The 23,329-nt window shown below is 71.7% G+C and carries 18 protein-coding genes and 1 pseudogene; 13 read left to right on the forward strand and 6 right to left on the reverse strand.

The features are described 5' to 3' along the window. The first annotated feature begins 15 nt into the window (after window positions 1-15). Together ACZ516_RS30315 and ACZ516_RS30320 are read left to right on the forward strand one after the other, a co-directional pair. Window positions 16-354 (forward strand): STAS domain-containing protein, encoded by a 339-nt coding sequence (locus ACZ516_RS30315; RefSeq protein ID WP_361083293.1) that lies wholly within the window; start codon window positions 16-18, stop codon window positions 352-354. Next, window positions 351-1,283: an anti-sigma factor RsbA family regulatory protein gene (locus tag ACZ516_RS30320; protein ID WP_469012727.1), complete on the forward strand. Its 933-nt coding sequence runs from the start codon at window positions 351-353 to the stop codon at window positions 1,281-1,283. The genes ACZ516_RS30315 and ACZ516_RS30320 overlap by 4 nt, the downstream gene beginning before the upstream one ends. A gap of 21 nt (window positions 1,284-1,304) precedes the next feature. Here the strand turns inward: ACZ516_RS30320 and ACZ516_RS30325 are convergent, their stop codons facing one another. The 5 genes and pseudogenes from ACZ516_RS30325 to ACZ516_RS30345 all read right to left on the reverse strand — a co-directional run bounded on the left by ACZ516_RS30325 (window position 1,305) and on the right by ACZ516_RS30345 (window position 6,646). Continuing rightward, window positions 1,305-1,709 (reverse strand): VOC family protein, encoded by a 405-nt coding sequence (locus ACZ516_RS30325; protein ID WP_469012728.1) that lies wholly within the window; start codon window positions 1,707-1,709, stop codon window positions 1,305-1,307. Between the two features lie 125 nt (window positions 1,710-1,834). After that, window positions 1,835-3,010, reverse strand: a complete 1,176-nt coding sequence (locus ACZ516_RS30330; RefSeq protein ID WP_361083299.1) for a hypothetical protein — start codon at window positions 3,008-3,010, stop codon at window positions 1,835-1,837. Between the two features lie 815 nt (window positions 3,011-3,825). Continuing rightward, window positions 3,826-4,542 (reverse strand): annotated as a pseudogene (locus ACZ516_RS30335) (ABC transporter ATP-binding protein); the annotation flags it as partial. Between the two features lie 194 nt (window positions 4,543-4,736). Continuing rightward, window positions 4,737-6,116 (reverse strand): aspartate aminotransferase family protein, encoded by a 1,380-nt coding sequence (locus ACZ516_RS30340; RefSeq protein WP_361083301.1) that lies wholly within the window; start codon window positions 6,114-6,116, stop codon window positions 4,737-4,739. Continuing rightward, window positions 6,101-6,646 (reverse strand): Lrp/AsnC family transcriptional regulator, encoded by a 546-nt coding sequence (locus ACZ516_RS30345; RefSeq protein WP_358579149.1) that lies wholly within the window; start codon window positions 6,644-6,646, stop codon window positions 6,101-6,103. The genes ACZ516_RS30340 and ACZ516_RS30345 overlap by 16 nt, the downstream gene beginning before the upstream one ends. A 162-nt stretch (window positions 6,647-6,808) precedes the next feature. Between ACZ516_RS30345 and ACZ516_RS30350 the strand changes: the two genes are divergently transcribed. From ACZ516_RS30350 to ACZ516_RS30395, 10 genes are all read left to right on the forward strand, one after another. After that, window positions 6,809-8,245: a gamma-aminobutyraldehyde dehydrogenase gene (locus ACZ516_RS30350; protein WP_358579152.1), complete on the forward strand. Its 1,437-nt coding sequence runs from the start codon at window positions 6,809-6,811 to the stop codon at window positions 8,243-8,245. A 199-nt stretch (window positions 8,246-8,444) separates the two neighbouring features. Then, complete coding sequence (locus tag ACZ516_RS30355; RefSeq protein WP_469012732.1) at window positions 8,445-11,039, forward strand: MXAN_6230/SCO0854 family RING domain-containing protein; 2,595 nt, start codon at window positions 8,445-8,447, stop codon at window positions 11,037-11,039. Between the two features lie 126 nt (window positions 11,040-11,165). Continuing rightward, window positions 11,166-12,329, forward strand: a complete 1,164-nt coding sequence (locus ACZ516_RS30360) for an ABC transporter substrate-binding protein (protein ID WP_358579234.1) — start codon at window positions 11,166-11,168, stop codon at window positions 12,327-12,329. A 333-nt stretch (window positions 12,330-12,662) separates the two neighbouring features. Beyond that, window positions 12,663-13,970: a B12-binding domain-containing radical SAM protein gene (locus ACZ516_RS30365; protein WP_361083306.1), complete on the forward strand. Its 1,308-nt coding sequence runs from the start codon at window positions 12,663-12,665 to the stop codon at window positions 13,968-13,970. After that, window positions 13,967-15,493 carry a B12-binding domain-containing radical SAM protein gene (locus ACZ516_RS30370; protein ID WP_469012735.1) on the forward strand — a complete coding sequence of 509 codons (1,527 nt, stop codon included), beginning with the start codon at window positions 13,967-13,969 and terminating at the stop codon, window positions 15,491-15,493. The genes ACZ516_RS30365 and ACZ516_RS30370 overlap by 4 nt, the downstream gene beginning before the upstream one ends. Beyond that, window positions 15,490-17,265 carry a fatty acyl-AMP ligase gene (locus tag ACZ516_RS30375; RefSeq protein WP_469012736.1) on the forward strand — a complete coding sequence of 592 codons (1,776 nt, stop codon included), beginning with the start codon at window positions 15,490-15,492 and terminating at the stop codon, window positions 17,263-17,265. Before ACZ516_RS30370 ends, ACZ516_RS30375 begins: the two co-directional genes overlap by 4 nt. Continuing rightward, complete coding sequence (locus tag ACZ516_RS30380; protein ID WP_469012739.1) at window positions 17,255-17,530, forward strand: acyl carrier protein; 276 nt, start codon at window positions 17,255-17,257, stop codon at window positions 17,528-17,530. The genes ACZ516_RS30375 and ACZ516_RS30380 overlap by 11 nt, the downstream gene beginning before the upstream one ends. An 11-nt stretch (window positions 17,531-17,541) precedes the next feature. Then, window positions 17,542-18,810, forward strand: coding sequence for a beta-ketoacyl-[acyl-carrier-protein] synthase family protein (locus ACZ516_RS30385; RefSeq protein WP_361083312.1), 1,269 nt, complete (start codon window positions 17,542-17,544; stop codon window positions 18,808-18,810). A gap of 39 nt (window positions 18,811-18,849) precedes the next feature. Continuing rightward, on the forward strand, window positions 18,850-19,284 hold the full coding sequence (locus ACZ516_RS30390; RefSeq protein ID WP_358579167.1) for a PaaI family thioesterase: 435 nt from the start codon (window positions 18,850-18,852) through the stop codon (window positions 19,282-19,284). Window positions 19,285-19,303: 19 nt separating this feature from the next. Then, window positions 19,304-20,041 carry an enoyl-CoA hydratase/isomerase family protein gene (locus ACZ516_RS30395; RefSeq protein WP_361083315.1) on the forward strand — a complete coding sequence of 246 codons (738 nt, stop codon included), beginning with the start codon at window positions 19,304-19,306 and terminating at the stop codon, window positions 20,039-20,041. Window positions 20,042-20,073: 32 nt separating this feature from the next. Here the strand turns inward: ACZ516_RS30395 and ACZ516_RS30400 are convergent, their stop codons facing one another. Then, entirely contained in the window at window positions 20,074-20,988 is a 915-nt protein-coding gene (locus ACZ516_RS30400; RefSeq protein ID WP_469012741.1) for a helix-turn-helix domain-containing protein, read from the reverse strand. A gap of 215 nt (window positions 20,989-21,203) precedes the next feature. On the opposite strand from ACZ516_RS30400, the gene tkt reads away from it, so the two are divergent. Beyond that, window positions 21,204-23,300: a transketolase gene (gene tkt / locus ACZ516_RS30405; protein WP_361083319.1), complete on the forward strand. Its 2,097-nt coding sequence runs from the start codon at window positions 21,204-21,206 to the stop codon at window positions 23,298-23,300. The last annotated feature ends 29 nt before the right edge of the window (window positions 23,301-23,329 follow it).

Raw genomic sequence — 23,329 nt, forward strand, 5'->3', positions numbered from 1 at the left:
CCGTATGGGGGGAAAGTGAAGGCCGATCAAGCGCCGCCGTCCGGCGAGCGACTGCACATCCGCCCCCTGCCGGACCGCGCCGGCCTGGAGGTGGCGGGCGAGGTCTGCCTGCCCACGCGCCCGGCGTGGGAGCAGGCCCTGGAACGGGCGGCCCGGCGGCAGCGCGGCCCGTACCACTTCGACCTCTCGGCACTGACCTTCATCGACATGGCCGGCGCCACGGCCCTGGCGATGACGGCCCAGGGCCTGCACGGCGGGCAGCGGCTCGTTCTGGAGAGCCCGCCGCCCGCCCTGAGCCGTCTGCTGGAGCTTTTCTGGCCCGATCTGTCTGCAATCGAGGTGGCCACATCATGAGTGCCGTGACCGAGACCGAACCCTTCGTCCACCCGGCGCTGTTCTACCGGGGTGAACGGGAGTACGTGGCCGGCACCGTACCGTTCGTCGAAGAGGGCCTGGACGCGGGTGAGGCGGTGGCGGTGGCGGTTCCCGGGCCGAACCTGGAACTCATCCGCGACGCGCTGGGCCCGCGCGCCGCCCAGGTGCGCCTCCTCGACATGACGCAGGTGGGACGCAACCCCGGCCGGATCATCCCGCGGGTGCTGCGTGCCTTCGCCGACGCCCACCCCACCGGGCGGGTGCGGATCATCGGCGAGCCCATCTGGGCCGAGCGCACCGCGACGGAGTACCCCGCCTGCGTCCAGCACGAGGCGCTGATCAACCTCGCCTTCCAGGGCCGCGCGGCGACCATCCTGTGTCCCTATGACCTGGAGCGGCTGGAAGAAACGGTCCTGGCCGACGCCTACGCCACGCACCCCACGGTCATCGAGGACGGCCGGCACGGCCCCAGCGCGGCCTACGCCCCCGAAGCGGTGATCTCCCGCTACAACGAGCCGCTGACCGCGCCCGCCGACGTGCCGCAGACGCACTACACGGCGCAGACACTGCCCGACATACGGCACTACGCCACCGGTCGGGCGGCGGAGCTGGGCCTGCCCGCCTCCCGGCTGGACGACTTCGCCCTGGCCGTGGCCGAGCTGACCACCAACAGCGTGGTGCACGGGCCGGGCTCCGGCGCGCTGCGGGTCTGGGCGCAGGACCACTCCGTCGTCTGCGAGGTGCGGGACGAGGGGGTCCTCGCCGACCCGCTCGCGGGCCGCCGCCCGCCGCCCCCGGGCCAGAGCGGGGGCAGGGGACTGCTGCTCGTGCACGTGGTCGCGGACCTCGTCCGCATCCACACCGACCCGCGGGCGGGCACGACCATCCACGCCCACTTCCACTGCTGACCGCCGGCGGGCGGCTGTCGGTCAGCCCTGGACCTGGGCGGGGTCCATCCACATGAACTCCCAGGTGTGGCCGTCCAGGTCGTCGAAGGCGCGGCCGTACATCGTGCCGTAGTCCTGGACCTTGCCGGGCGTGGCGCCGGCGGCGACGGCCTTGTCGACGATCTCGTCGACCCGCTCGCGGCTCTCGGCGCTCAGACACAGCAGCGCCTCGCTGGTCTTCGCGGAGTCCGCGATCTCCTTGTCCGTGAACTGCGCGTAGTGCTGCTTGCTCAGCATCATCACGACGATCGTGTCACTGATGACCACGCACGCGCTCTCCTCGCCGGAGAACTGCGGGTTCAGCCGGTAGCCGAGGCCGGTGAAGAACGTCTTGGACGCCTCGACGTCGTCCACGGCGAGGTTCACGAAGATCATCTGCTGGTACATGGGTGTCTCTCCCGGTGAGTTGCGTGTGCCGCGTGCGTCTGCCGTACGCGTGTGTCGTACGGAGGGTTAGACGGCGGACCGGCACCGAACTCATCGCTCGTCGCGCTTTTTCTCGCACAAATTTCTCAACGGGTGAGCGGAAGCGCCGCCAGCTCCGCGACGATCCAGGTCAGCGGGGCGAAGACGGCGGTCAGCGCGCCGGCCCGCAGCGCCGCCGAGCCGCGCAGCACCGTCGCGGGCGCCCCCAGCCGCAACAGCGCCGCCGTGGTGTCCGCGCGGGACTGCCGGGCCTCGACGGCCGCCGTGAGCAGGGTCAGCACGGCACAGCCCGCCACGAGCAGCCCGCCGAGGGCGGTGAGCGGGCCGATGCCGGGGCGCGGACCGGCGTACAGCACGGCACAGGCGTACGCGCCCGACGCCACCGCGCACAGCACGCCGAGCGGCCGTCCGATGCGCCGGGCCTCCTCCTGCAGGACCCGTCCGGCGAGCAGCCGTACGGCGCCCGGCCGTGCCGCCTGGAGGATCCGGCCGCAGAGGTGGGTGAGGCCGGGGCCGGCGAGCGCGAGGCCGAGCGCGGTCAGCGCCCAGCCGGCGAGGACGCCCGCGGGGTCGCCCGTGACGCCGCCGCCCGGCAGCGGCAGGCCCGAGCCGGCGCCGGACCTGCCCGCGTACGTCTCCACGGCGAGGCCCGCCGCGAGCAGCGCGACGCCCCAGGGCAGACCGCTCGGGGTCGGGGCGGGGGCGTCCGGTTCCTGCGCGGCCTCGGCGGTCCGGGCGCCGGACGCCCCCGCCTTGTCCGACGCGGGGCGCAGCGCGGCCGCGCTCGCGGCGGAGGCGGCGACCGGCACTACGGTGAGCAGGGTCAGCGCGGCGGCGAGCGGCAACGGCCGGTCGGCGGCGAGGAGTTCGGCCGCCGCGCCGTCGAAGGGCAGGCCCGTCAGGTCGCCGCGCAGATGCAGGAAGCCGAGCAGCGCCACCAGGGAGCCCAGTACGCAGGCCAAGGCCGTGGAGATCGCGGCGAGCACCATCAGGCGCCCCGGGCCGAGGCCCACGGCGGAGAGCCCGGCGCGGGGCCGGGTGCCCGGGTCGGCGCGGGCCACGGCGACGGCGAAGTACACGGTCGCGGCGAGCGGCGCGACGCACCAGGCGAGCCGCAGCACGGAACCGGCCCCCGGGTGCCGCATGGCGTACGCCAGGGTGCACAGCAGCAGGAAACCGGTGCCGGCGGACGCGCCGGCGACGAGCAGCCGCCGCAGCTGGACGAGGGGGTGCGCCCCGCGGGCTAGACGGAGAGCGAGCACGCGGCCCGACCTTCCGCGTCGCGGACACCGGCCCCGGGACGCGCCCCGCCACGCGGCGCGTCCGGGGCCCCCGGGTCCTGGGAGGTGCCTGGGCCATGGGGGGCGTCCGGGGCGCTCGCGGCGTCCGGGCTGTCCGGGGCGTCCGAGGTGCGGCTCTGGGTTTTCGGGGCGCCTGGGGTGCCGGTGGTGCCGGTGGTGCCCGGGGTGCCGGTGGTGCCGGGGGTGCCCGAGGCGTTCGGGGTGCTTGGGGTGCTGGGGGTGCTCGGGGTGCTTGAGGCGCCCGGGGCGGCCGAGGCGTGCAGGGTGTCTGCGGTATCCAAGGCGTCTGAGGTGTCCGAGGCGGCTGGCGTGCTGGGGGTCCCCGAGGCGGTCGGTGCGCTTGGGGTGCCGGGGGTGCCGGGGGTGCCCGGGGCACCCGAGGTGTCGGAGGTGTCCGAGGCCGGGGTGCCCGGCGTACCCGAGGCATCCAGGGCATCCGGGGTGTCCGAGGCGTCCGAGGCATCCGAGGTGTCGGACGTGTCCGAGGCCGGGGTGCCCGAGGTGCCCGGCGTACCCGAGGCATCCAGGGCATCCGGGGTGTCCGGGGTGTCCGAGGCATCCGAGGTGTCGGAGGTGTCCGAGGCCGGGGCGCCCGAGGTGTCGGGGTCGTCCGAGGCGCTCTCGGTGTCCGGGGTACTGTTCGCGAGGTCCGTGGTGCTCGGGGTCCCCGCGTCCTGGGAGCCGGGGGGAGCGGGTGCGCCGGAGTCGGGGGAGTCCGTGGGGTCGCCGTCGGCGCTCTCCGCCGAGGCCGCCGCTCCGGCGTCCCGCGCCGGGCCCGTCGAGGCGAGGGTGTCGGTGAGGGGCGGCAGCTGGAGCGTGTTGACGAGGCGGCCGTCCAGGAGGGCGACGGTGCGGTCCGCGAGGGCGGCCAGGTCCGGGTCGTGCGTGGCGAGCACGACCGTGATGGCGTGCGAGCGGGCCGCGGTCATCAGCGTACGCAGGACGTGCGCGCGGTCGGCGCGGTGCAGCGGGGCGGTCGGCTCGTCGGCGAAGATCACGGCCGGTGTGGTGACGAGCGCGCGGGCGACGGCGACGCGCTGGCGCTCGGCCTGGTGGAGGGCGTGCGGCCGCTTGCGGGCGCAGCCGCCGACGTCGAGGCGGTCCAGCCACTCCTGGGCGGCGGGCCTGGCGACGCGGTGCGGGGCGCCGCGCAGCAGCAGCGGCAGGGCGACGTTCTCCCAGGCGGTCAGTTCGGGCACGAGGTGGGGCGCGGGGTCGATCCAGCCGAAGCGCTCCCGGCGCAGCCGCTCCCGCACCAGGGGACCCATGGTGTGCACGGGGGTGCTGTTGAACCAGATCTCGCCCTGCTGGGGCGGCAGCTGGCCCGACAGGCACCGCAGCAGGGTCGTCTTGCCACTGCCGCGCGGGCCGTTCACGGCGAGGATCTCGCCCTCGCGGACACCGAGCGAGACGCCGGTGAGGGCGGGGGAGCCATTGTGTGTGACGTGCAGTGCGCGTGTCCGCAGCACGTCGTTGTCCGGCGGGGCCACCATGGCGTACACCTCGGTTCAGATCAGTTTGCCTCCCCCGTACGGGGGAACGAAGGCGGGGCCGATCGGTCACTGGGCACGCTAGGGATTCGGGCGGACTTGCCCGGAAAGGACGCGGCCCGGGGGCGCCCGTTCTCACTCGAACGGGCGCCCCCGGGCCGGTGCTGATCGGACAATCACGCCCGATCGGCCGAAGGTCAGAGCTTCGTCCAGGCCTCCGTGAGGACCTGCCGCAGGATGCCCTCGATCTCGTCGAAGGTCTCCTGGGTGGAGATCAGCGGCGGGGCGAGCTGGACGACCGGGTCACCGCGGTCGTCGGCGCGGCAGTACAGGCCGTTGTCGTAGAGCGCCTTGGAGAGGAAGCCGTACAGGACGCGCTCGGTCTCCTCGTCGTTGAAGGTCTCCTTGGTGGCCTTGTCCTTCACCAGCTCGATGCCGTAGAAGAAGCCGTTGCCGCGGACGTCGCCGACGATCGGCAGGTCGTGCAGCTTGCGCAGGGTCTGGTAGAACGCGTCCTCGTTGTCGAGGACGTGCTGGTTGAGACCCTCCTTCTCGAAGATGTCGAGGTTGGCGATGCCGACCGCGGCCGAGACCGGGTGGCCGCCGAAGGTGTAGCCGTGCAGGAAGGTGTTGTCACCCTTGTAGAACGGCTCGGCGAGCCGGTCCGAGATGATGCAGGCGCCGATCGGGGAGTAGCCCGAGGTCATGCCCTTGGCGCAGGTGATCATGTCCGGGATGTAGTCGAACTTGTCACAGGCGAACATCGTGCCGAGGCGGCCGAACGAGCAGATGACCTCGTCGGAGACGAGCAGCACGTCGTACTTGTCGCAGATCTCGCGCACCCGCTGGAAGTAGCCGGGCGGCGGCGGGAAGCAGCCGCCGGCGTTCTGCACCGGCTCCAGGAAGACGGCCGCGACCGTCTCGGGGCCCTCGAAAAGGATCTCCTGCTCGATCTGGTCGGCGGCCCAGCGGCCGAAGGCCACCGGGTCGTCGCCGTGGATCGGGGCGCGGTAGATGTTGGTGTTCGGCACCTTGTGCGCGCCCGGCACGAGCGGCTCGAAGGGGGCCTTGAGGGCCGGCAGGCCGGTGATGGACAGGGCGCCCTGCGGGGTGCCGTGGTAGGCGACCGCGCGGGAGATGACCTTGTACTTCGTGTGGTTGCCGGTGAGCTTGTGGTACTGCTTGGCCAGCTTCCACGCGGTCTCGACGGCCTCGCCGCCACCGGTGGTGAAGAAGACCTTGTTGAGGTCGCCCGGCGCGTAGTTCGCGAGGCGCTCGGCCAGCTCGACGGCCTTGGGGTGGGCGTAGCTCCACACCGGGAAGAAGGCCAGCTCCTGCGCCTGCTTGTAGGCGGTCTCCGCCAGCTCGTGACGGCCGTGGCCGGCGTTGACGACGAAGAGTCCGGACAGGCCGTCCAGGTACTTCTTGCCCTTGTCGTCGTAGATGTAGGTGCCCTCGCCACGCACGATGGTGGGCACGGGTGCGTTCTCGTAGTCCGACATGCGGGTGAAGTGCATCCACAGGTGGTCGTACGCGGTCTGGCTGAGGTCCTTGCTCACGGCTATCGGGTTCCCCACATATAGGTCTGCTTCTTGAGCTTGAGGTAGACGAAGCTCTCGGTGGAGCGCACGCCGGGGAGGGCGCGGATGCGCTTGTTGATGACCTCCAGGAGGTGGTCGTCGTCCTCGCAGACGATTTCCACCAGGAGGTCGTACGAGCCCGCGGTCATCACCACGTACTCGGCTTCCGGCATGGCCGTCAGCGCGTCCGCCACCGGATCGAGGTCGCCCTCGACGGTGATGCCGACCATCGCCTGCCTGCGGAAGCCCACGGTGAGCGGGTCCGTGACGGCGACGATCTGCATCACGCCCTGGTCGAGCAGCTTCTGGACCCGCTGGCGCACGGCCGCCTCGGACAGGCCCACGGCCTTGCCGATGGCGGCGTACGGACGGCGTCCGTCCTCCTGGAGCTGCTCGATGATCGCCAGGGAGACGGCGTCCACCGGAGGGGTGCCGTTCCCATTGCCGCTGCCGCCCGGATTTCCGGTGCGGGAGCCGCGGGGGCTGTTGGGGTCTGCGCTGCGACTGGCCACGACTTCACTGTGCACGACGTCTCGTCACTTCCGCAAGACCAAACCGATGAAATTCGTTGTCTGAGACTTCAATCCTCACGGATTCCGCAGTTGTGGGGCGCCGGGTATGTTGAAAGCGTCGGTACAGCGACTACTGTGGGTGTCTCATCCACTGGACATCTGACTGGAGGGCCGGAAGTGAGCACCGAGCTGCGCCGTCTGCGCAACTACATCAACGGAGAATTCCGGGACGCGGCCGACGGACGGACCACCGAGGTGATCAATCCGGCGACCGGCGAGGCGTACGCCACCGCGCCGCTGTCGGGTCAGGCCGACGTCGACGCCGCCATGAAGGCCGCCGCCGACGCGTTCCCCGCCTGGCGCGACCAGACGCCCGCGGAGCGGCAGAAGGCCCTGCTGAAGATCGCCGACGCGTTCGAGGAGCGGGCCGAGGAACTGATCGCCGCCGAGGTCGAGAACACGGGCAAGCCGATCGGACTCACGCGGTCCGAGGAGATCCCGCCGATGGTCGACCAGATCCGCTTCTTCGCGGGCGCGGCCCGGATGCTGGAGGGGCGCGCCGCCGGCGAGTACATGGAGGGCCTGACCTCCATCATCCGCCGCGAGCCGATCGGCGTCTGCGCGCAGGTCGCGCCGTGGAACTACCCCATGATGATGGGCGTATGGAAGTTCGCCCCGGCCCTCGCGGCCGGTAACACGGTCGTGCTGAAGCCGTCGGACACCACCCCCGCCTCGACCGTCCTCATGGCCGAGATCATCGGCTCCATCGTGCCGCCCGGCGTCTTCAACGTCGTCACGGGCGACCGCGACACCGGCCGCGCCATGGTCGAGCACCCCACCCCCGCGATGGCCTCCATCACCGGCTCCGTGCGCGCCGGCATGCAGGTCGCCGAGTCCGCCGCCAAGGACCTCAAGCGGGTCCACCTGGAGCTGGGCGGCAAGGCGCCCGTCGTCGTGTTCGAGGACACCGACATCGCCAAGGCCGTCGAGGACATCTCGGTCGCCGGTTTCTTCAACGCGGGCCAGGACTGTACGGCCGCCACGCGCGTGCTCGTCCACGAGTCCATCCACGACGAGTTCGTGACGGCGCTCGCCAAGGCCGCCGCCGACACGAAGACCGGGCAGCCGGACGACGAGGACGTGCTCTACGGCCCGCTCAACAACGCCAACCAGCTCAAGCAGGTCGCCGGCTTCATCGAGCGGCTGCCCGCGCACGCCAAGGTCGAGGCGGGCGGCCAGCGGGTCGGCGACAAGGGCTACTTCTACGCCCCGACCGTCGTCTCCGGCCTCAAGCAGGACGACGAGATCATCCAGAACGAGGTCTTCGGCCCCGTCATCACCGTGCAGTCCTTCACCGACGAGGCGCAGGCCGTCGAGTACGCCAACGGCGTCGACTACGCGCTGGCGTCCTCCGTGTGGACCAAGGACCACGCGCGCGCCATGCGGATGTCCAAGGTGCTGGACTTCGGGTGCGTCTGGATCAACACGCACATTCCTCTCGTGGCCGAGATGCCTCATGGCGGCTTCAAGAAGTCCGGTTACGGCAAGGACCTTTCGGCCTACGGGTTCGACGACTACACGCGCGTCAAGCACGTGATGACGTCCCTCGGTTAGTCGGACCGTTCCCCGCGTCCCTTCAGGGGCGTCCCGCCGTCCGGTGCTTAATCGTGTGACCGTTTCTCCGCCCCCGCGTACCGTTGTGTACGCGGGGGCGGCTCCGCGGTGTGCTTCCTTCTTCCTTCTTATGCGAAAAGATCCGTAGCGCATCCACTCCCCGCCCCCGCTTCTCCACGCGCCACGGGGGTGGGATCCGATGACGTCCGACGACCTCGCCGGGCTGCTGCTGCGCCGCCGGCAGAGCGTGTACGTGCCTTCCGGGCCCGGGCGGTCCGCCGAGACCGACGCCGGTGTCGTCGTCCTCGAAGCCGAACTCGCCGACCGCGGGCACCTGTTGACCACCGGCCTGCGCCGCGCGCTGGCCGGCCTGTCCGCCGCGGACCTCGCCGCGACCGGCCGGGGGTTGCTCGCCGACGTCGACACCCTCATGGGCTCCGACCGCCGGCACGCCCCGCTGTTCCAGCGCTTCCCCGACGAGATCCCCTACCGGCTCGCCCACGACCGCTACGCCTCGGCCGTCCTCGCGCGCCTGGCCGCCCAGCCGCACCAGCCCTGCATGAACTGCGCGAACACCAAGGGCCGCGTCCGCGCTCTGGGGCCCTGCGCCCATCTCCTGTGCGACGACTGCCTGGGCAAGGAGAAGGACTGGGGCTGCTGCGACGAGTGCTGCGTCTGGTACGCCTGCCCGGTCTGCGAGAACCGCTACGAGACGGACGGGCCCACCCGCCCGTGGCTCGACACCGGCGCCGGACCCGGCGGTGACGGCGGCCCGGTCCTGCGCGTCCTGCGCCGCACCGAGCCCGGCGACACCGCCGCCGAACTCTCCGCGCTGCTCGCCCGCCGCACCCCCCTGAGCCCCCAGGACCACGACGACCTGGTCCTGCTCCTCGGGCACACGGACCCGCTCGCCGCCGCCGACTGGCTCCCCGAGGCCGTGCCACTGCGCGAGAGCAAGGCCCTCGCCCTCGCCCCGCTCCTCGACGTCCCCGAGGCGCGGCCCCTCGTCGGACGGTACGCGGACACCGCCACGGACATCCTGCGCATTCTCGTCGTACGGTCCGGCGGCGACCCCGACCTGCTCGAACCGCCCCGCCTGCGCGGCCTTCCGCGCCCCGTGCGCCGCGAACTGCTCGGTCTGCTCGACCGCCTCGACCTCGGGCGCCTCACCGAGGACATGGCCCGCCACCCGCACGCCTGGAAGCGGGCCGGCGAGATCCTGCACCCCTTCGAGGGCGCCCACCGGCACGCCCGCGCGGCGCTCGCCTTCGCCGTGCTGCGCGGGACGCGCCTCGACGCCGGCGCGCTCGGCGAGGTGCTGCTGACCGAGGCGGCCCGGCACGACGACGTCCGGCTCGTGGGCGACCGGCTGCGCGCGGTCACCTGGCAGAGCCGCGTCGAAGAGGCCCTGGACCGCTGGGACGTCACCTCCGCCGCCGCCCTGCTGCGCGAGCGCCCGGGCGAACTCCTGCGCCGCCTCGACCTGCTGCTGGCCCGCTCCGGCGCGACCACCCTGCCCGAGCCGCTCGCCGAGGCCCTCGCCCACGCCCTGCCCCGCACCGCGCCGGGCCCGCTGCTCGGCGCGTACGGCCGCATGAAGGTCCGTACCGCCCCGGGGCGCCGCCGCGTCTTCTTCCCGCGCGGGCGGGTCACCAAGGCCTACGCCGTCGAGGACCACCGGCCGCCGCTTCCCCCGCTGGTGGCGGGCCGGGCCGGGGAGCTGATCGCGGCCGAGGCCGTCCGGCGCCTCGCCGCGCGGCAGGGGCAGCGCTACGACCTGGCCGTCCTGGACGCCTCCCTCGCCGACCTGCCCGTGCCGTTCGCCGAGCGCGCCTCGGCCGCCTCGCTGGTCGCGGTGCCGCGCGGCAGCTCGTTGCCCCTGCCCGCCGACGGCGAGACCGTCCGGCTCTTCCTGCACTGGCTCCAGCCCAAGGGCACCCGCGTCGACCTCGACCTGTCCGTCGCGCTCTACGACGACCTGTGGCGCTTCGTCGGCCTGTGCGACTACACCCACCTGGAGTACGCGGGCGGCGCCGCCCGGCACTCCGGGGACCTGACGTCGGCGCCCGCCCCGCACGGCGCCACCGAGTACCTGGACCTCGACCTGCCGCGGCTCGCGCACGTCGGGGTGCGGTTCGTCGTGCCCGCCGTCCTCTCGTACAACGACGTGCCCTTCGACGAACTCCCCGACGCCTTCGCGGGGTTCATGGCGGTGCGGGGCAAGGAGCGGGCCGCCTACGACCCCCGGACCGTGCGGCAGCGCTTCGACCTCGCCGGCGACGCGAAGCTGCGCGTCCCGATGATCGTCGACCTGCGCGCACGGCGCGCGTGGTGGGCGGACGTCACCCTGGCCACCACGGGGACCGGCCACGACGTGTGGCGCTACCGCGAACCGATCCGGCGCCTGGGCAACGACCTGCTCGACACCTTCCGGCCGTGCGGCCGGGCCACCCTGTGGGACCTGGCGTGCTGGACGGCCGCCGCCCGCACCGACGGCGAGGTGTACGTACGCGGCCGCGGCCACGTCCTGTGGGGCTACCGCCGCGCGGCGGACGAACCGCGCGCCGACTTCGCGCTGCGCGTGCGCGACGGCTGGGAACCGGACGCGCTGCGCGCCGAACCCGAGGTGACCGGCCGCCGCGTCCTTCTCGCCCTGCTGCACGGCGAGTTGGCGGGCGCGCGCGGGGCGGCGGCCGGCACGGTGTACCGCCTCTACCCGGGCCCGGTCGACGCCGCCCCGCTGGAGCGGGTCACCGCCGGGGACCTCGCGGCCCGGCTGGAGCCCGCCGGGTGAGCCGCGCGAGGACGCGGCGGTCGACAGGGTGTCGGGTCAGCCGCGCCCCGCTCGACGCAGCGTCCATTGCCCGGCGGACACGGGCGGGCGCATGCTGCCGGAGTGCGAGCGAACCCCATGGCCCCCGTGTCCCGCCGGTCCCTGCTGCGCGCCCTCGGCGGGGGCGCGGCCCTCGGCACGCTCGCGGGCTGCGGAGTGCCCGCCGCGTACATCGCGCCGGAGGAGCGCTCCGCCCGTGACCGCTCGGCCGAGGACCGGCGGCTGGCCTTCGCCAACTGGCCGCTCTACATCGACACGGACGACGAGGACACGACGCGGCGCCCCTCGCTCGCCGCCTTCGAGCGGCGGACCGGGATCGACGTCCGCTACACGGAGGAGATCAACGACAACGACGAGTTCTTCGGCAAGATCAGCCCGTCCCTGATGAACCACCAGGAGACCGGGCGCGACCTCATCGTCATCAGCGACTGGATGTGCGCCCGCTTCGTACGGCTCGGCTGGGTGCAGGAGATGGACCGCTCCCGCCAGCCCAACGTCACCAAGTACCTGGACCCGCTGCTGCGTTCGCCGCACTTCGACCCGGGGCGCAGGTCCACCGTCCCCTGGCAGTCGGGCATCACCGGCATCGCGTACAACAAGCGGAAGCTCGGCCGGGAGGTCAAGCACGTCTCCGATCTGTGGGCCGACGACCTCAAGGGCCGGGTGACGCTGCTCTCCGGCCTGGACGAGGCGTTCGCGCTGCTGCTCCAGGGCGACGGCGTCGACGTCACCCGGTGGACGGCCGACGACTTCCACCGGATGTGCGACAAGGTCGAGAAGCTGGTGCGCAGCCACCACATCCGCCGCTTCACCGGCAACGACTACATCAAGGACCTCTCCAGCGGCGACGTGCTCGCCTGCCAGGCCTACAGCGGTGACGTCATCCAGCTCCAGGCGGACGACCCGGACATCGAGTTCGTCGTCCCCGAGGAGGGCGCCGAGCTGTGGGCCGAGTCCCTGATGATCCCCAACCTCGCGCGCCACAAGCGGAACGCCGAGCGGCTGATCGACCACTACTACGACCCCGAGGTGGCCGCGGACCTGGCCGCCTGGGTCAACTACGTCTGCCCCGTCCCGGCGGCCCGCGACGTCCTGGCCTCCGCCAAGGACAAGGAGCGGGCGGCCCTCGCGGAGGACCCGCTGATCTTCCCGGACGACGCCATGCGGGCGCGGCTCGCCATCGCGCGGGACATCACGCCGCAGGAGCGCACGGAGTTCGCCAAGCGGTGGAACGCGCTGGCGGGGCTGTAGAGCGCTTGCCGCCCCGGTCCCCACGTGCTCCCGCATGGTTTTGGCCGAGTTGCCCGGAGCCCCGAGCGGCTCTCGAACCGGCGTACGGTCCGCTCACCGGGAGACCAGGCATTCCGATCAAGAAGCGCGGGCGCCGGCCGGTTGGCGTGAATGCGGTGGCGGCCATAACCGGCTTGGTGCGCGGGTTGACAGGCATATTCAGCCGATCCTAGAGTCCAAAGTCTGTGCATGCTAAACGAAATCGTTTTTGCTATTGCGGGCCGGTCGGACACGGCCATGCCTGAAATAGGCTGTCCATAAACAGCGCAGTTTCGTGGCGACAGGGGTCGGCAGATGAAGAGAGTGCTCCTCACGACCGCTCCGAAAGAGGCTTTGATCGAGCCCGACGGTGTCGGTGGGAACTGGTACGACCGGACCGACACCTATATGGCCTGGACATGTGCGGTGGATCTGGAGGACCGGCTCTCCGTCACCTGTCCTCCGACCGGGCTCCGCTTCATCAAGCACAATGTCCCCGACGTCGAAATCCTCGAGTACCCGACCTGGGACGAATATCTCGCCGCCTTACGGTCCGAGAAATGGGACATGGTCGGCGTCAGCTTCTACACCTGGTCCACCCCGGTCGCCATCGAGATGGCCAAGGCGGCACGTGAGGCCGGTGTCCCCGAGATATGGGCCGGGAACTACGGCGTCCTTTCCCCGGGCATTGACGCCTACTTCACCAAAAAGGTGAAGGGCGCGGGCGAGGCGCCGATCCACGAATACGTCTACGGCACGCCACTGCCCCGGGTGCGGCACCCGGCCATGATCGGCGAGAGCGGATTCCGCGGGCTCAAGTCCCCGGTCGGCTATCTGTATTCGAAGCGCGGCTGCAACATCGGGTGCACGTTCTGCTCGACGCCGATCTTCAATCCCAAAGAAGAAGCCATCTTCATGGAGGACACCTACGCGGCGCTCGACGCCTACCGGGACGCCGACGTCGCCCACGTCATCATCTACGACGAGAGCTTCTTCCTCACCAATACCCTGGCCGAGCAGGTGGTCGACGCCCTCGCCGAGCGCGAACTCCCCTGGATCTGCCTCACCCGCGCCGACCTGATCCGCGGCCGTATCCCCGAGCTGACCGACCGCTACATGGACGGGGCGATCGTCGGCATCGAGTCGTACCGGGACAAGAACGTCGCCGACGTCAAGAAGCGCGACGACGTCTACAACGTCCGCCAGACGGTCCGCGAACTGATCGACAACGGCCGCCGCGCCCTCGGCACCTTCATGGTGGGCTTCGCGGAGGACACCATCGAGGACATGCAGTTCGACATCGAACAGCTCAGCGAGGAGGGGCTGTTCGCCTGCCAGCTCACCTTGCTGACCCCGTTCCACGGCACCCGCCTCTACCGGCAGATGGAACACCTGGTCGACGAGCCCGACCTCAGCAAGCACGACCTGTACAACCTGGTGTGGAAGCACCCGAACATGAACCGCAGCGAGGCCCGCGACCTGCTCGCCTGGGCGCAGCGCAAGGTCAACGACCCCGACCGCATCGCCGCCACGCTCAAGCAGGAGATGAAGGCGAAGGTGCGCCGGGAGTTCGCGCGCCGTCATCGCTCGACGCCGCTGAGCCCGTCGGGATCGCCGGCATGAGAAGCCTCAACATCCTCTGCGTCCAACTGAGTTTCCACGAGGCGTATCCCGACGCGTCCACCTTGGCGACGACGTACAACGACGGCATCTACTACGTCGCCTCGTTCGTCCAGCAGGAATTCCCGGACGCGCGGGTCGAGATGTGCCAGATGTTCTGGGGGCAGAAACCGCAGGACTTCCCCCTGGCCGAGTACGACTACATCCTCGTCTCGGCACTCGCCACCCACTTCTGGTCGAACATCGAGACGGTCGAGCTGATCCAGCGCGCCAAACGCCCCGGCTGCGTGGTCATCATGGGCGGCCCGCACGCCGCATTCGCCCCCTACGAGGCACTGCGCTACGCCGATTACGCGGTGATCGCCGAGGGCGAGATCCCCGCCGTCCAGCTCATCAACGCGCTGGAGAACGGCGACCCCCTCACCGAGGTCGACAACCTGGCCTACATCGGGGCCGACGGTGACCTCGTGGTGAACAAAATCGCCCGCTACGGCAACATCGCCACCGCCATCAACCCGAAATTCCTGGCCGGCGCGCCGAAACTGCACTGGGCGACCGTCTCGATGTCCCGCGGCTGCCCCTTCGCCTGCTCCTTCTGCTACGCCATCCGCCTGCTGGGACGCCGCTTCCGCACCAAGACGGCACAGGACGTCCGCACCGAACTGGACGCCATCTACCGGCAGACCGGGTGCAACCGCTTCTACGTCACCGACCTCAACTTCACGACCCGCAAGGACTACTGCCGGGAAATCGCCGAGACCTTCCGGGACCGCGACTACAAGTTCATCGCCATGAGCCGGGTCAACCACGCCGACGACATGGATCTCGTGCTCGACCTCAAACGGTCGGGGTTCGACGAGTACTGCCTGGGCGTGGAGTCGGAGGACCCTAGCGTGCTCCAGGCGTTCAACAAGCGCGTCGACCCCTCCGAGCAGACCCGGCGCCTGCTGCGCTTCGCCGAGAACGACATCGCCATCCACTCCGCGATCATCTTCGGGCTCGACGTCCAGGACCGGCCGGCCATCGAGGCCACCGCCCGCTGGTGCGCCGAGGCCCGCATCATGCACCCGGTGTTCGTCTGCCTCGCCGAGTACCCCTTCCAGAACCTGCTGTACGGGGCGCGCCAGGACGTCGAGGACCACCGGATCATCATGGAGGTGCCGACCTACCAGCACTACTCCTTCGTCGGGATCTTCCCGCGCGAGATGCGCCCCAGCGAACTGCAGCGCGGCATCCTCGACAGCTACGACATCTTCTTCAAGCGGGCGTTCGAGATCGAGACGCGGCCCCAGCGGCGGGCCCGCCTGAAGGCCTACTCCCGCAGCGTGGACCGCGGCCGGGAGGGGATGCGCCGGCACATCCACTTCCTCGAACAGCTGGAGAAGCCGTACTACACGGCGGCAGGAACCCTGCGGGAGGACCTGCTGAAGGCCGACTTCGACGCACGGCACGGGGAGCTGCGCGAGTGGCTGGCGCGCTCGTCCAAGAGCACCGACGTCGAATTCGTGAAGAGATACGCCCGATGACGGCGCAGCACCCGGCGCGGACCGTCATCGGCGCCCTCCTCGACCACGCCGACCGCACCCCCGACCGGCCGGCGTTCCACGTGATCGAGCGGTCCGAGGAGGAGTTCGCCCTCACCTACGCCGACGTCCGCCGCCTCGTCGCCGGGACCGTGGCCGGGCTGCGGGCGCACGGCATCGGGGAGGGGGACCGCGTCCTCCTCGTCCTGCCCACCTCACGCGACTTCCTCGCGGTCTACCTGGGCTGCCTCTACGCCGGTGTCGTGCCGGTGATCGCGGCGGAACCGGCCGGGAGCGGCCCGCACCACGCGGCCCCTCTGCGCGGCATCGCCGACCAGGCGCGGGCCACCGCGGTCGTCGCGGCCCCCGAACTCGCCGACATGCTCGGCGCCTTCCTGCCGGTCGCGGTCACCACCCCCGAGGGGCTGCGCGGGGAACCCGTCGCCCTCGGCACGCCCCGGGCGACCCCCGCGTCCCTGGCCCATCTCCAGGCGACCTCCGGTTCGACCGGCGCGCCCAAGCTGGCCATGGTCCGGCACGGCAACATCACCGCCAACGTCCGGGCGATCGCCGAGGCGATCCACGCGCGACCCGACGACTCACTGGTGAGCTGGCTCCCCCTCTTCCACGACATGGGCCTCATCGGCATCTCGTACGCGCTGCACGCCCACATCCCGATGGTGCTCGCGGACCCGGTCAACTTCCTGCGCAACCCGATGTCCTGGCTGCGCTGGATCAGCCGGCACCGGGGGACCCTCTCGCCCGCGCCCAGCTCCGCGTTCCACATCTGCGCGCGGGTGGCCAAGCGGCGGCCCCCCGCCGATCTCGACCTGTCCTCCTGGCGTGTCGCGCTGTGCGGCGCGGAACCGGTGCACGAGGCCACCCTGCGCGAGTTCCAGGCGGCCTTCGGCCCGTTCGGGCTGCCCGAGACGACGCTGCGACCCGTGTACGGGCTCGCGGAGGCCACCCTGGCGGCCACCATCTCGGACGTCGACCGGCCCTACGCGGTCGACCGGGTGGACGCGGAGGCCGTCTCGGCCCGGGGGCGCGCCGAGCCGCGCCCGGCCGGTGATCCGCGCAGCATGAGCATGATGTGCGTGGGCCCCGCTGTCCCGGGCCATCGGCTGAGGGTGGTGGACGGCGACGGAAGGCCGCTGCCCGACCGCGTGATCGGCGAGATCGAGGTGTCCGGGCCTAGCCTGATCGACGGCTATCTCCCGGCACGGGAGGACGCCGCGCGCCCCGAGGCGCCGGACCAGGGCGCCGCCTCGCGGACCGGCCCGGCCGACGAGCGGCTCAGGCGGCCGGACGGCTACCTGCGCACCGGCGACCTCGGCTACCAGGTCGACGGCGAGCTGTACGTCACCGGCCGCCGCAAGGAGATCGTGATCATCTCCGGCCGCAACTACGTCCCCGACCAGATCGAGAGGTTCGTCGAGGCCGTCGCCAAGAGCCCGCGCACCCCCGCGGTCGTCGCGGTCGGCGTCCCCGACCCGATGCTCCGCACCGAACAGCTGCATCTCCTGCTCGACGAACGCATCGGTGAGGGCCGCGACCGGCAGCACGTCACCGACGAGGTGCGCGCCGCGCTGGCCGAGGCGTTCGGGGTCAGCGGCGTCACCTTCCACTGGATCCGGCGGGCGCAGCTGCCCCGGACCACCAGCGGCAAGATCCAGCGCCATCTCTGCCGAAAGATCATCGAGGAACGCCCGCCGTTCCGACCTATCGACGAATCGAAGCGTGTGACCTCCGGAGGGGCACCAGATGCAGGATGACCAGCGGGACCAGGAGCTTTTCGACAGGATCGTGCAGCACATCGGCGAGTTCGTCGAGGCCGACGTGTCCCATCTGACCCCGCAGTCGAACATCGGCAACTCCATCGAGGGCATGAGCTCGCTCAAGATGGTCGAGCTGCTCCTGTTCCTTGAGGACTGCTTCGGCGTCGACTTCGACGAGTCCGTCATGGACGATCTGCAGACCATGCGGGATCTGGAGCAGTACATACGGCGGACCCTGGACGCCGCGGAGCAGCGGGCCTGACGGAGCCGGACGTGCCGCGACACCGCGTGGTGGTCACCGGGGCGGGGGTGCTGTGCCCGCTCGGCTCGACGGTCGACGAGCTGTGGCGGGGCCTCGTCGCCGGGCGTTCGGGGATCGCTCCCCTGACCCGCTTCGACGCCGGCCGGTTCAGCGCCCGGCACGCCGGTGAGGTGGACGACTCCGTCGTCACGTTCGCACCCGGCCCGCTCCGGTTCGAGACGGGGCGCATGAGCGCCTTCGCGCGGTACGCGCTCTTCGCCGCCGACCGGGCGCTCGAGGACAGCGGGCTGCACGGGGTCACGGAGCCCGGGGCGGACGGGGGAGTGGCCCGTCGGGGGTATCCGCCGGGGGGCGGCGTGTACCTCGGCGTGGCCATGGGCGGGCTGCCCAGCATCGAGGCGGGCGTCCTGCGCCAGGAGCGGCAGGGGGTGCGCAGGACCAGCCCGTTCCTGATCCCCTCCCTCATCCCCAACATGGCGGCGAGCGTGATCGCCCTGCGCCACGGCATCGAGGAGGAGCAGGTCACGGTCGCCGGCGCCTGCGCGAGCGGCAGCCAGGCCATCGGGCAGGCGATGCGCGCCATCAGGTCCGGCAGGCGCGCCTGGGCGGTCGCCGGCGGGGCGGAGGCGGTCATCACCCCGATCACCTACTCCGGCTTCCAGGCGATGCGGGTGCTCAGCCGGCACGACGACCCGCAGTCCACGCCCCGCCCCTTCGACCGCTCGCGGGACGGCATCGTGGTCGGTGAAGGGGCCGCCGTCTTCGTGCTGGAGGAACGCGCGCACGCGAAGGCGCGCGGCGCGGTGATCCACGGCGAACTGACCGGCTTCGACGCCAACAGCGGGGGCGCCGACCTCACCGGCATCTCGGCCCGCCACGTCACCCGCTGCATGAGCGGCGCCCTCGCCGACGCGGGCGTACAACCTGCCGCGATCGACTGCGTGTTCGCCCAGGCGTCTGGCATGGTGCAGGGCGACGCCGCCGAACTGGAGGCGTTGCGCGCGCTCACCGAGGACACCGGTCACCGGCCGGTCATCACGTCGATCAAGGGGCACCTGGGATACACGTTCGCCGCGAACGGGCCGCTGAACCTCGCCGGGGCCCTCATGGCGCTGCGCCACCAGGCCGTCCCGCCCACGCTGCACCTGAAGGAGACCGACCCGGAGTTCGTCAAGGCCGACCTCGCCCGCGAAGTCCGCGAGAGGGAGATCCGCCGCTGTCTGATCAACGCGTTCGGCTTCGGCGGGATCAACGCGGGCCTCGTCGTGTCCCGCCCCTGACCGCGTCGCCGCCCCCACCCCCCCCAGCAGAGGAGAAACGTGTCCACGCACTTCGAGAAGCTCACGCGCTGCTGCATGAACTGCAAGATCTCGCGCTTCCTGGACAAGACCATCGAGATCGAGGAGGCGGGGCGGGCCCGGGTGGCCATCCCGTTCCACGGCGACCTCACCCAGAACGCGGACTTCCTGCACGCCGCCATGATGTTCGAGGTCGGCGACACGGCCGGATTCGTCGCGGCCAACTCCATGGAGGAGACCTTCAGCGTCCTGACGGTCGACTACCACATCAACCTGATCCGGCCGGTGCGCAAAGAGGGCATCTACGCCGTCGGCCACGTGGTCACCGCCGGCCGGACGCTCTACGTCGCGCGCAGCGACATCTACAGCGACAGCGGCAAACTGGTGGCGGCCGGACAGGGCACGTACACGGTCTCGAAGATCCCGCTCACCGACCTCGACGGCTACGCGGACTGACCGCGCGGAGGACCGACCAGTGATCGACGTCTCCGACCACGACGGCATCGCGCTCCTGACCCTGGACCACGGGCCGGTCAACGCCCTGGACGAGGAGCTGCTCACCCGCCTCCCCGAGGCCCTGGAGGACGTGGCCGACGCCCGCGCGGTGGTGCTCACCGGACGCGGGCGGTCCTTCTCGGCGGGGGTGGACCTCAAGCGGGTGATCGACGGCGGGGCGGAGTACGCCGAGGCCTTCCTGCCCGCCCTGCACCGCGCGACCCTCGCCCTGTTCGACCACCCGAGGCCGGTGGTCGCGGCGGTCAACGGGCACGCCCTGGCCGGCGGCTGCGTGCTGGTCGCCGCCTGCGACCTGCGGCTGATGTCCGACGGCTCCATCGGGCTCACCGAACTCGCCGCCGGGGTGCCCTTCCCGACGGTGTGCCTGGAGGTCGTACGCCACGCCGTGGGCCCGGCGCTCGACGCGATGGTGCTGGGGGCCGGCCGTCTGACGCCCCGGCAGGCCCTCGCCGTCAATCTGGTGCACACGCTCGTCGAGCCGGACGAGCTGCTCGCCGCCGCGCTGCTGCGGGCGCGGGAGCTGAGCCGCGCGCCGTCGGACGTCTACGCCCTCGCCAAGCGCCAGCTCCACCGGCCCACCCACGGGCGCATCGCCGCCGCCGGGCCGTCGGACGACGCCGAGGTGCTGAGGCTGTGGAGCGCCGAGCGCACCGGCCGCACCCTGCGCGGGTACCTGGCGGCCCTGCGCCGAGGCTGACCCCGGGGCCCCGCCCGGGCGTGGGCGCGGCCTCAGGCCTGCTCCGACCGGAACCCCGCCGGCGTGACCCCGGTCCGCTGCTGGAAGAACTTCGAGAAGTTCGCCGAGTCCGCGAAGCCGACGGCCGCCCCGATGCGCCCCGCCGGCAGGTCGGTGTGGGCCAGGAGCCGCTTCGCCTCCAGGATCACGCGCCGGTCGATGAAGTCCTTCGGGGTCAGGCCGGTGGCCGCGCGCACGGCGCGGACCAGGGTGCGGCGGGAGTAGCCGAGCTGGTCGGCGTAGGCGCTGACGCTGTGGTTGGTGGTGAAGTTCTGCTCGACCGCGCCGCGGAACCGGGAGAACGCCGAGTCCGGCAGCGGCCTGCCCTCGTCGGCCGCGGCCTGCGCCGACACGTGCGCCACCCGCAGCATGAAGGCCGTCAGGCAGTGCCGCAGCACCGAGGTGTGCAGATTCGGCGGCAGCGTCGAGGTGTCCAGGTACTCGCGCTGGAGCTGCTCCAACGAGGCGTCCAGGGCCGCGAGTTGGCCCTGGTCTGGACGCAGGAGCGGCGGCCGGTCGTAGCGGTACAGGCCCGTCGCCTCCACGATCGAGCGCGGCAGGAAACCGGGCTGCATCGTGAGCGCGGTGCCGACGTAGGCGTCGGTCGCCGAGAAGCTGTGCACCTGGCCGGGCCGGATCCACAGCACGTCGCCGGCCCCGACCTCGTACTCCGTGAAGTCGACCATGTGGCGGACCGGGCCCGCGCGGAAGAACAGGAGGACGTGGAAGTCGATGCGGTGCACGCGCCGGGAGAGGCCGACGCCGCCCGCCCAGGGGCCGTCCGTGCCCATCGGGCCGACCTGCATCCCCACCCCGGAGACGCTCGCGCTCGCGTCGAAGGGGTAGGTACGGATGTGCTCCGCGTCGCCCATGTGCGCGCTCGGATGCGCGTCGGCCCGCTCGGTCATGCGTGTTCCCGGGGTCTGTTCCGTCTCTGGTGGGTCCGGGCGGCTTCCGCCCGCCCCGGCTGTCCCATTTTCACCGGACGGTGACACGGGCGCACCTTCCTCGGCAAAAGTATGACCTTTAAGTTCGGAGGTGGCTGGACCAGGGCCTTTGGCCCCGGACCGCCGGTGCCCCCCGGCACCGAGGAAGCACCACGGATGCGAAGGAAGTCATACAGATGAGCACGCAGACACCGGACGGCCTGGACCCCTTCGAGCGCCCCTTCGAGTGGACCGGACTCGACCGGCGTGCCGTCGACACCGCCCGCCTCCTGGCGGCCGACGCCGTGCAGAAGGTCGGCAACGGCCACCCCGGCACCGCCATGAGCCTCGCCCCGGCCGCGTACACCCTCTTCCAGAAGGCCATGCGGCACGACCCGGCCGACCCGGAGTGGACCGGCCGCGACCGCTTCGTCCTCTCCCCGGGCCACACCAGCCTCACCCTGTACACCCAGCTGTTCCTCGCCGGCTACGAGCTGGACCTCGACGACCTGAAGGCGTTCCGCACGCAGGGTTCCAAGACCCCGGGCCACCCCGAGTACGGCCACACCGCCGGCGTCGAGACGACGACGGGCCCGCTCGGCCAGGGCGTCGCCAACGCGGTGGGCATGGCCATGGCCGCCCGCTACGAGCGCGGCCTGTTCGACCCCCACGCCCCCCGGGGCGCCAGCCCCTTCGACCACACCATCTGGGCGATCGTCTCCGACGGCGACCTGCAGGAAGGCGTCTCCGCCGAGGCGTCCTCCCTGGCCGGGCACCAGAAGCTCGGCAACCTCGTCTTCCTCTACGACGACAACCACATCTCCATCGAGGGCGACACGGACACCGCGTTCTCCGAGGACGTCGCCAAGCGCTACGAGGCCTACGGCTGGCACGTGCAGCGCGTCACCCCGCAGCCCGACGGCGACATCGACGTCAAGGCCCTGTACGAGGCGCTCGCCGCCGCCAAGGCCGAGACGGAGCGCCCGTCCCTCGTCGTGATGCGCACGGTCATCGCCTGGCCCGCGCCGAACGCGCAGAACACCGCCGGCGCGCACGGCTCGGCCCTCGGCGACGAGGAAGTGGCCGCCACCAAGCGCGTCCTCGGCTTCGACCCCGAGCAGTCGTTCACCGTCGAGGACGACGTCCTGGCCCACACCCGCAAGGCCCTCGACCGCGGCGCCGAGGCGCACGCCGCCTGGGACAAGCGGCTCGCCGAGTGGCGCGCCGCCGACCCCGAGCGTTCGCGCCTGCTCGACCGCGTCGTCGCCGGCCGCCTCCCCGAGGGCTGGGAGCAGGCGCTGCCCGCCTTCGAGGCCGGCACGAAGCTCGCCACGCGCGCCGCGTCCGGCAAGATCCTCCAGGCCCTCGGCCCGGTCGTCCCCGAGCTGTGGGGCGGCTCCGCCGACCTCGCGGGCTCCAACAACACCACGATCGACAAGACGTCGTCGTTCCTGCCCGAGGGCAACCCGCTGCCGGAGGCCGACCCGTACGGCCGCACGATCCACTTCGGCATCCGCGAGTTCTCGATGGCCGCCGAGATGAACGGCATCGCGCTGCACGGCAACACCCGGATCTACGGCGGCACCTTCCTCGTCTTCTCCGACTACATGCGCAACGCCGTGCGCATGTCGGCCCTCATGCAGCTGCCCGTCACCTACGTGTGGACGCACGACTCCATCGGCCTCGGCGAGGACGGCCCGACCCACCAGCCGGTCGAGCACCTGGCCTCGCTGCGCGCCATCCCGGGCCTGAACGTCGTACGCCCCGCCGACGCCAACGAGACCGCCGTCGCCTGGCGCGAGATCCTGCGCCGCGGCTCGGCCAAGCCGGCCCCGCACGGCCTGGCGCTGACCCGGCAGGGCGTGCCCACGTACGAGGCCAACGAGCTGGCCGCCAAGGGCGGCTACGTTTTGGCCGAGGCATCCACGGGCACCCCGGACGTCGTGTTGATCGCCACCGGATCCGAGGTGCACCTCGCCGTCGAGGCCCGGGAGCGGCTGGAGGCCGAGGGCGTCGCCACGCGTGTCGTGTCGATGCCGTCCGTCGAGTGGTTCGAGGAGCAGCCGCGGGAGTACCGCGACAGCGTCCTGCCGCCCGCCGTCAAGGCCCGCGTCGCCGTCGAGGCCGGCATCGGCCTGACCTGGTACCGCTACGTCGGGGACGCCGGACGCATCGTCTCCCTGGAGCACTTCGGCGCCTCCGCGGACGCCGACGTCCTCTTCGCCGAGTTCGGCTTCACCGCCGAGAACGTCGCCGCGAAGGCACATGAGTCCCTCGCCGCCGCCCGCGCCTGACCTCCCGTAACACCCGAAAGAAGATGACA

The organism is Streptomyces sp. NPDC034037, assembly GCF_055575715.1.

Excerpts from the sequence above, each read along its gene's own strand:
- ACZ516_RS30320 (WP_469012727.1), top strand. The coding sequence starts at position 351 with ATGAGTGCCGTGACCGAGACCGAACCCTTCGTCCACCCGGCGCTGTTC.
- ACZ516_RS30325 (WP_469012728.1), bottom strand. The coding sequence starts at position 1,709 with ATGTACCAGCAGATGATCTTCGTGAACCTCGCCGTGGACGACGTCGAG.
- ACZ516_RS30355 (WP_469012732.1), top strand. The coding sequence starts at position 8,445 with ATGACGTCCGACGACCTCGCCGGGCTGCTGCTGCGCCGCCGGCAGAGC.
- ACZ516_RS30365 (WP_361083306.1), top strand. The coding sequence starts at position 12,663 with ATGAAGAGAGTGCTCCTCACGACCGCTCCGAAAGAGGCTTTGATCGAG.
- ACZ516_RS30370 (WP_469012735.1), top strand. The coding sequence starts at position 13,967 with ATGAGAAGCCTCAACATCCTCTGCGTCCAACTGAGTTTCCACGAGGCG.
- ACZ516_RS30375 (WP_469012736.1), top strand. The coding sequence starts at position 15,490 with ATGACGGCGCAGCACCCGGCGCGGACCGTCATCGGCGCCCTCCTCGAC.
- ACZ516_RS30380 (WP_469012739.1), top strand. The coding sequence starts at position 17,255 with ATGCAGGATGACCAGCGGGACCAGGAGCTTTTCGACAGGATCGTGCAG.
- ACZ516_RS30400 (WP_469012741.1), bottom strand. The coding sequence starts at position 20,988 with ATGACCGAGCGGGCCGACGCGCATCCGAGCGCGCACATGGGCGACGCG.
- tkt (WP_361083319.1), top strand. The coding sequence starts at position 21,204 with ATGAGCACGCAGACACCGGACGGCCTGGACCCCTTCGAGCGCCCCTTC.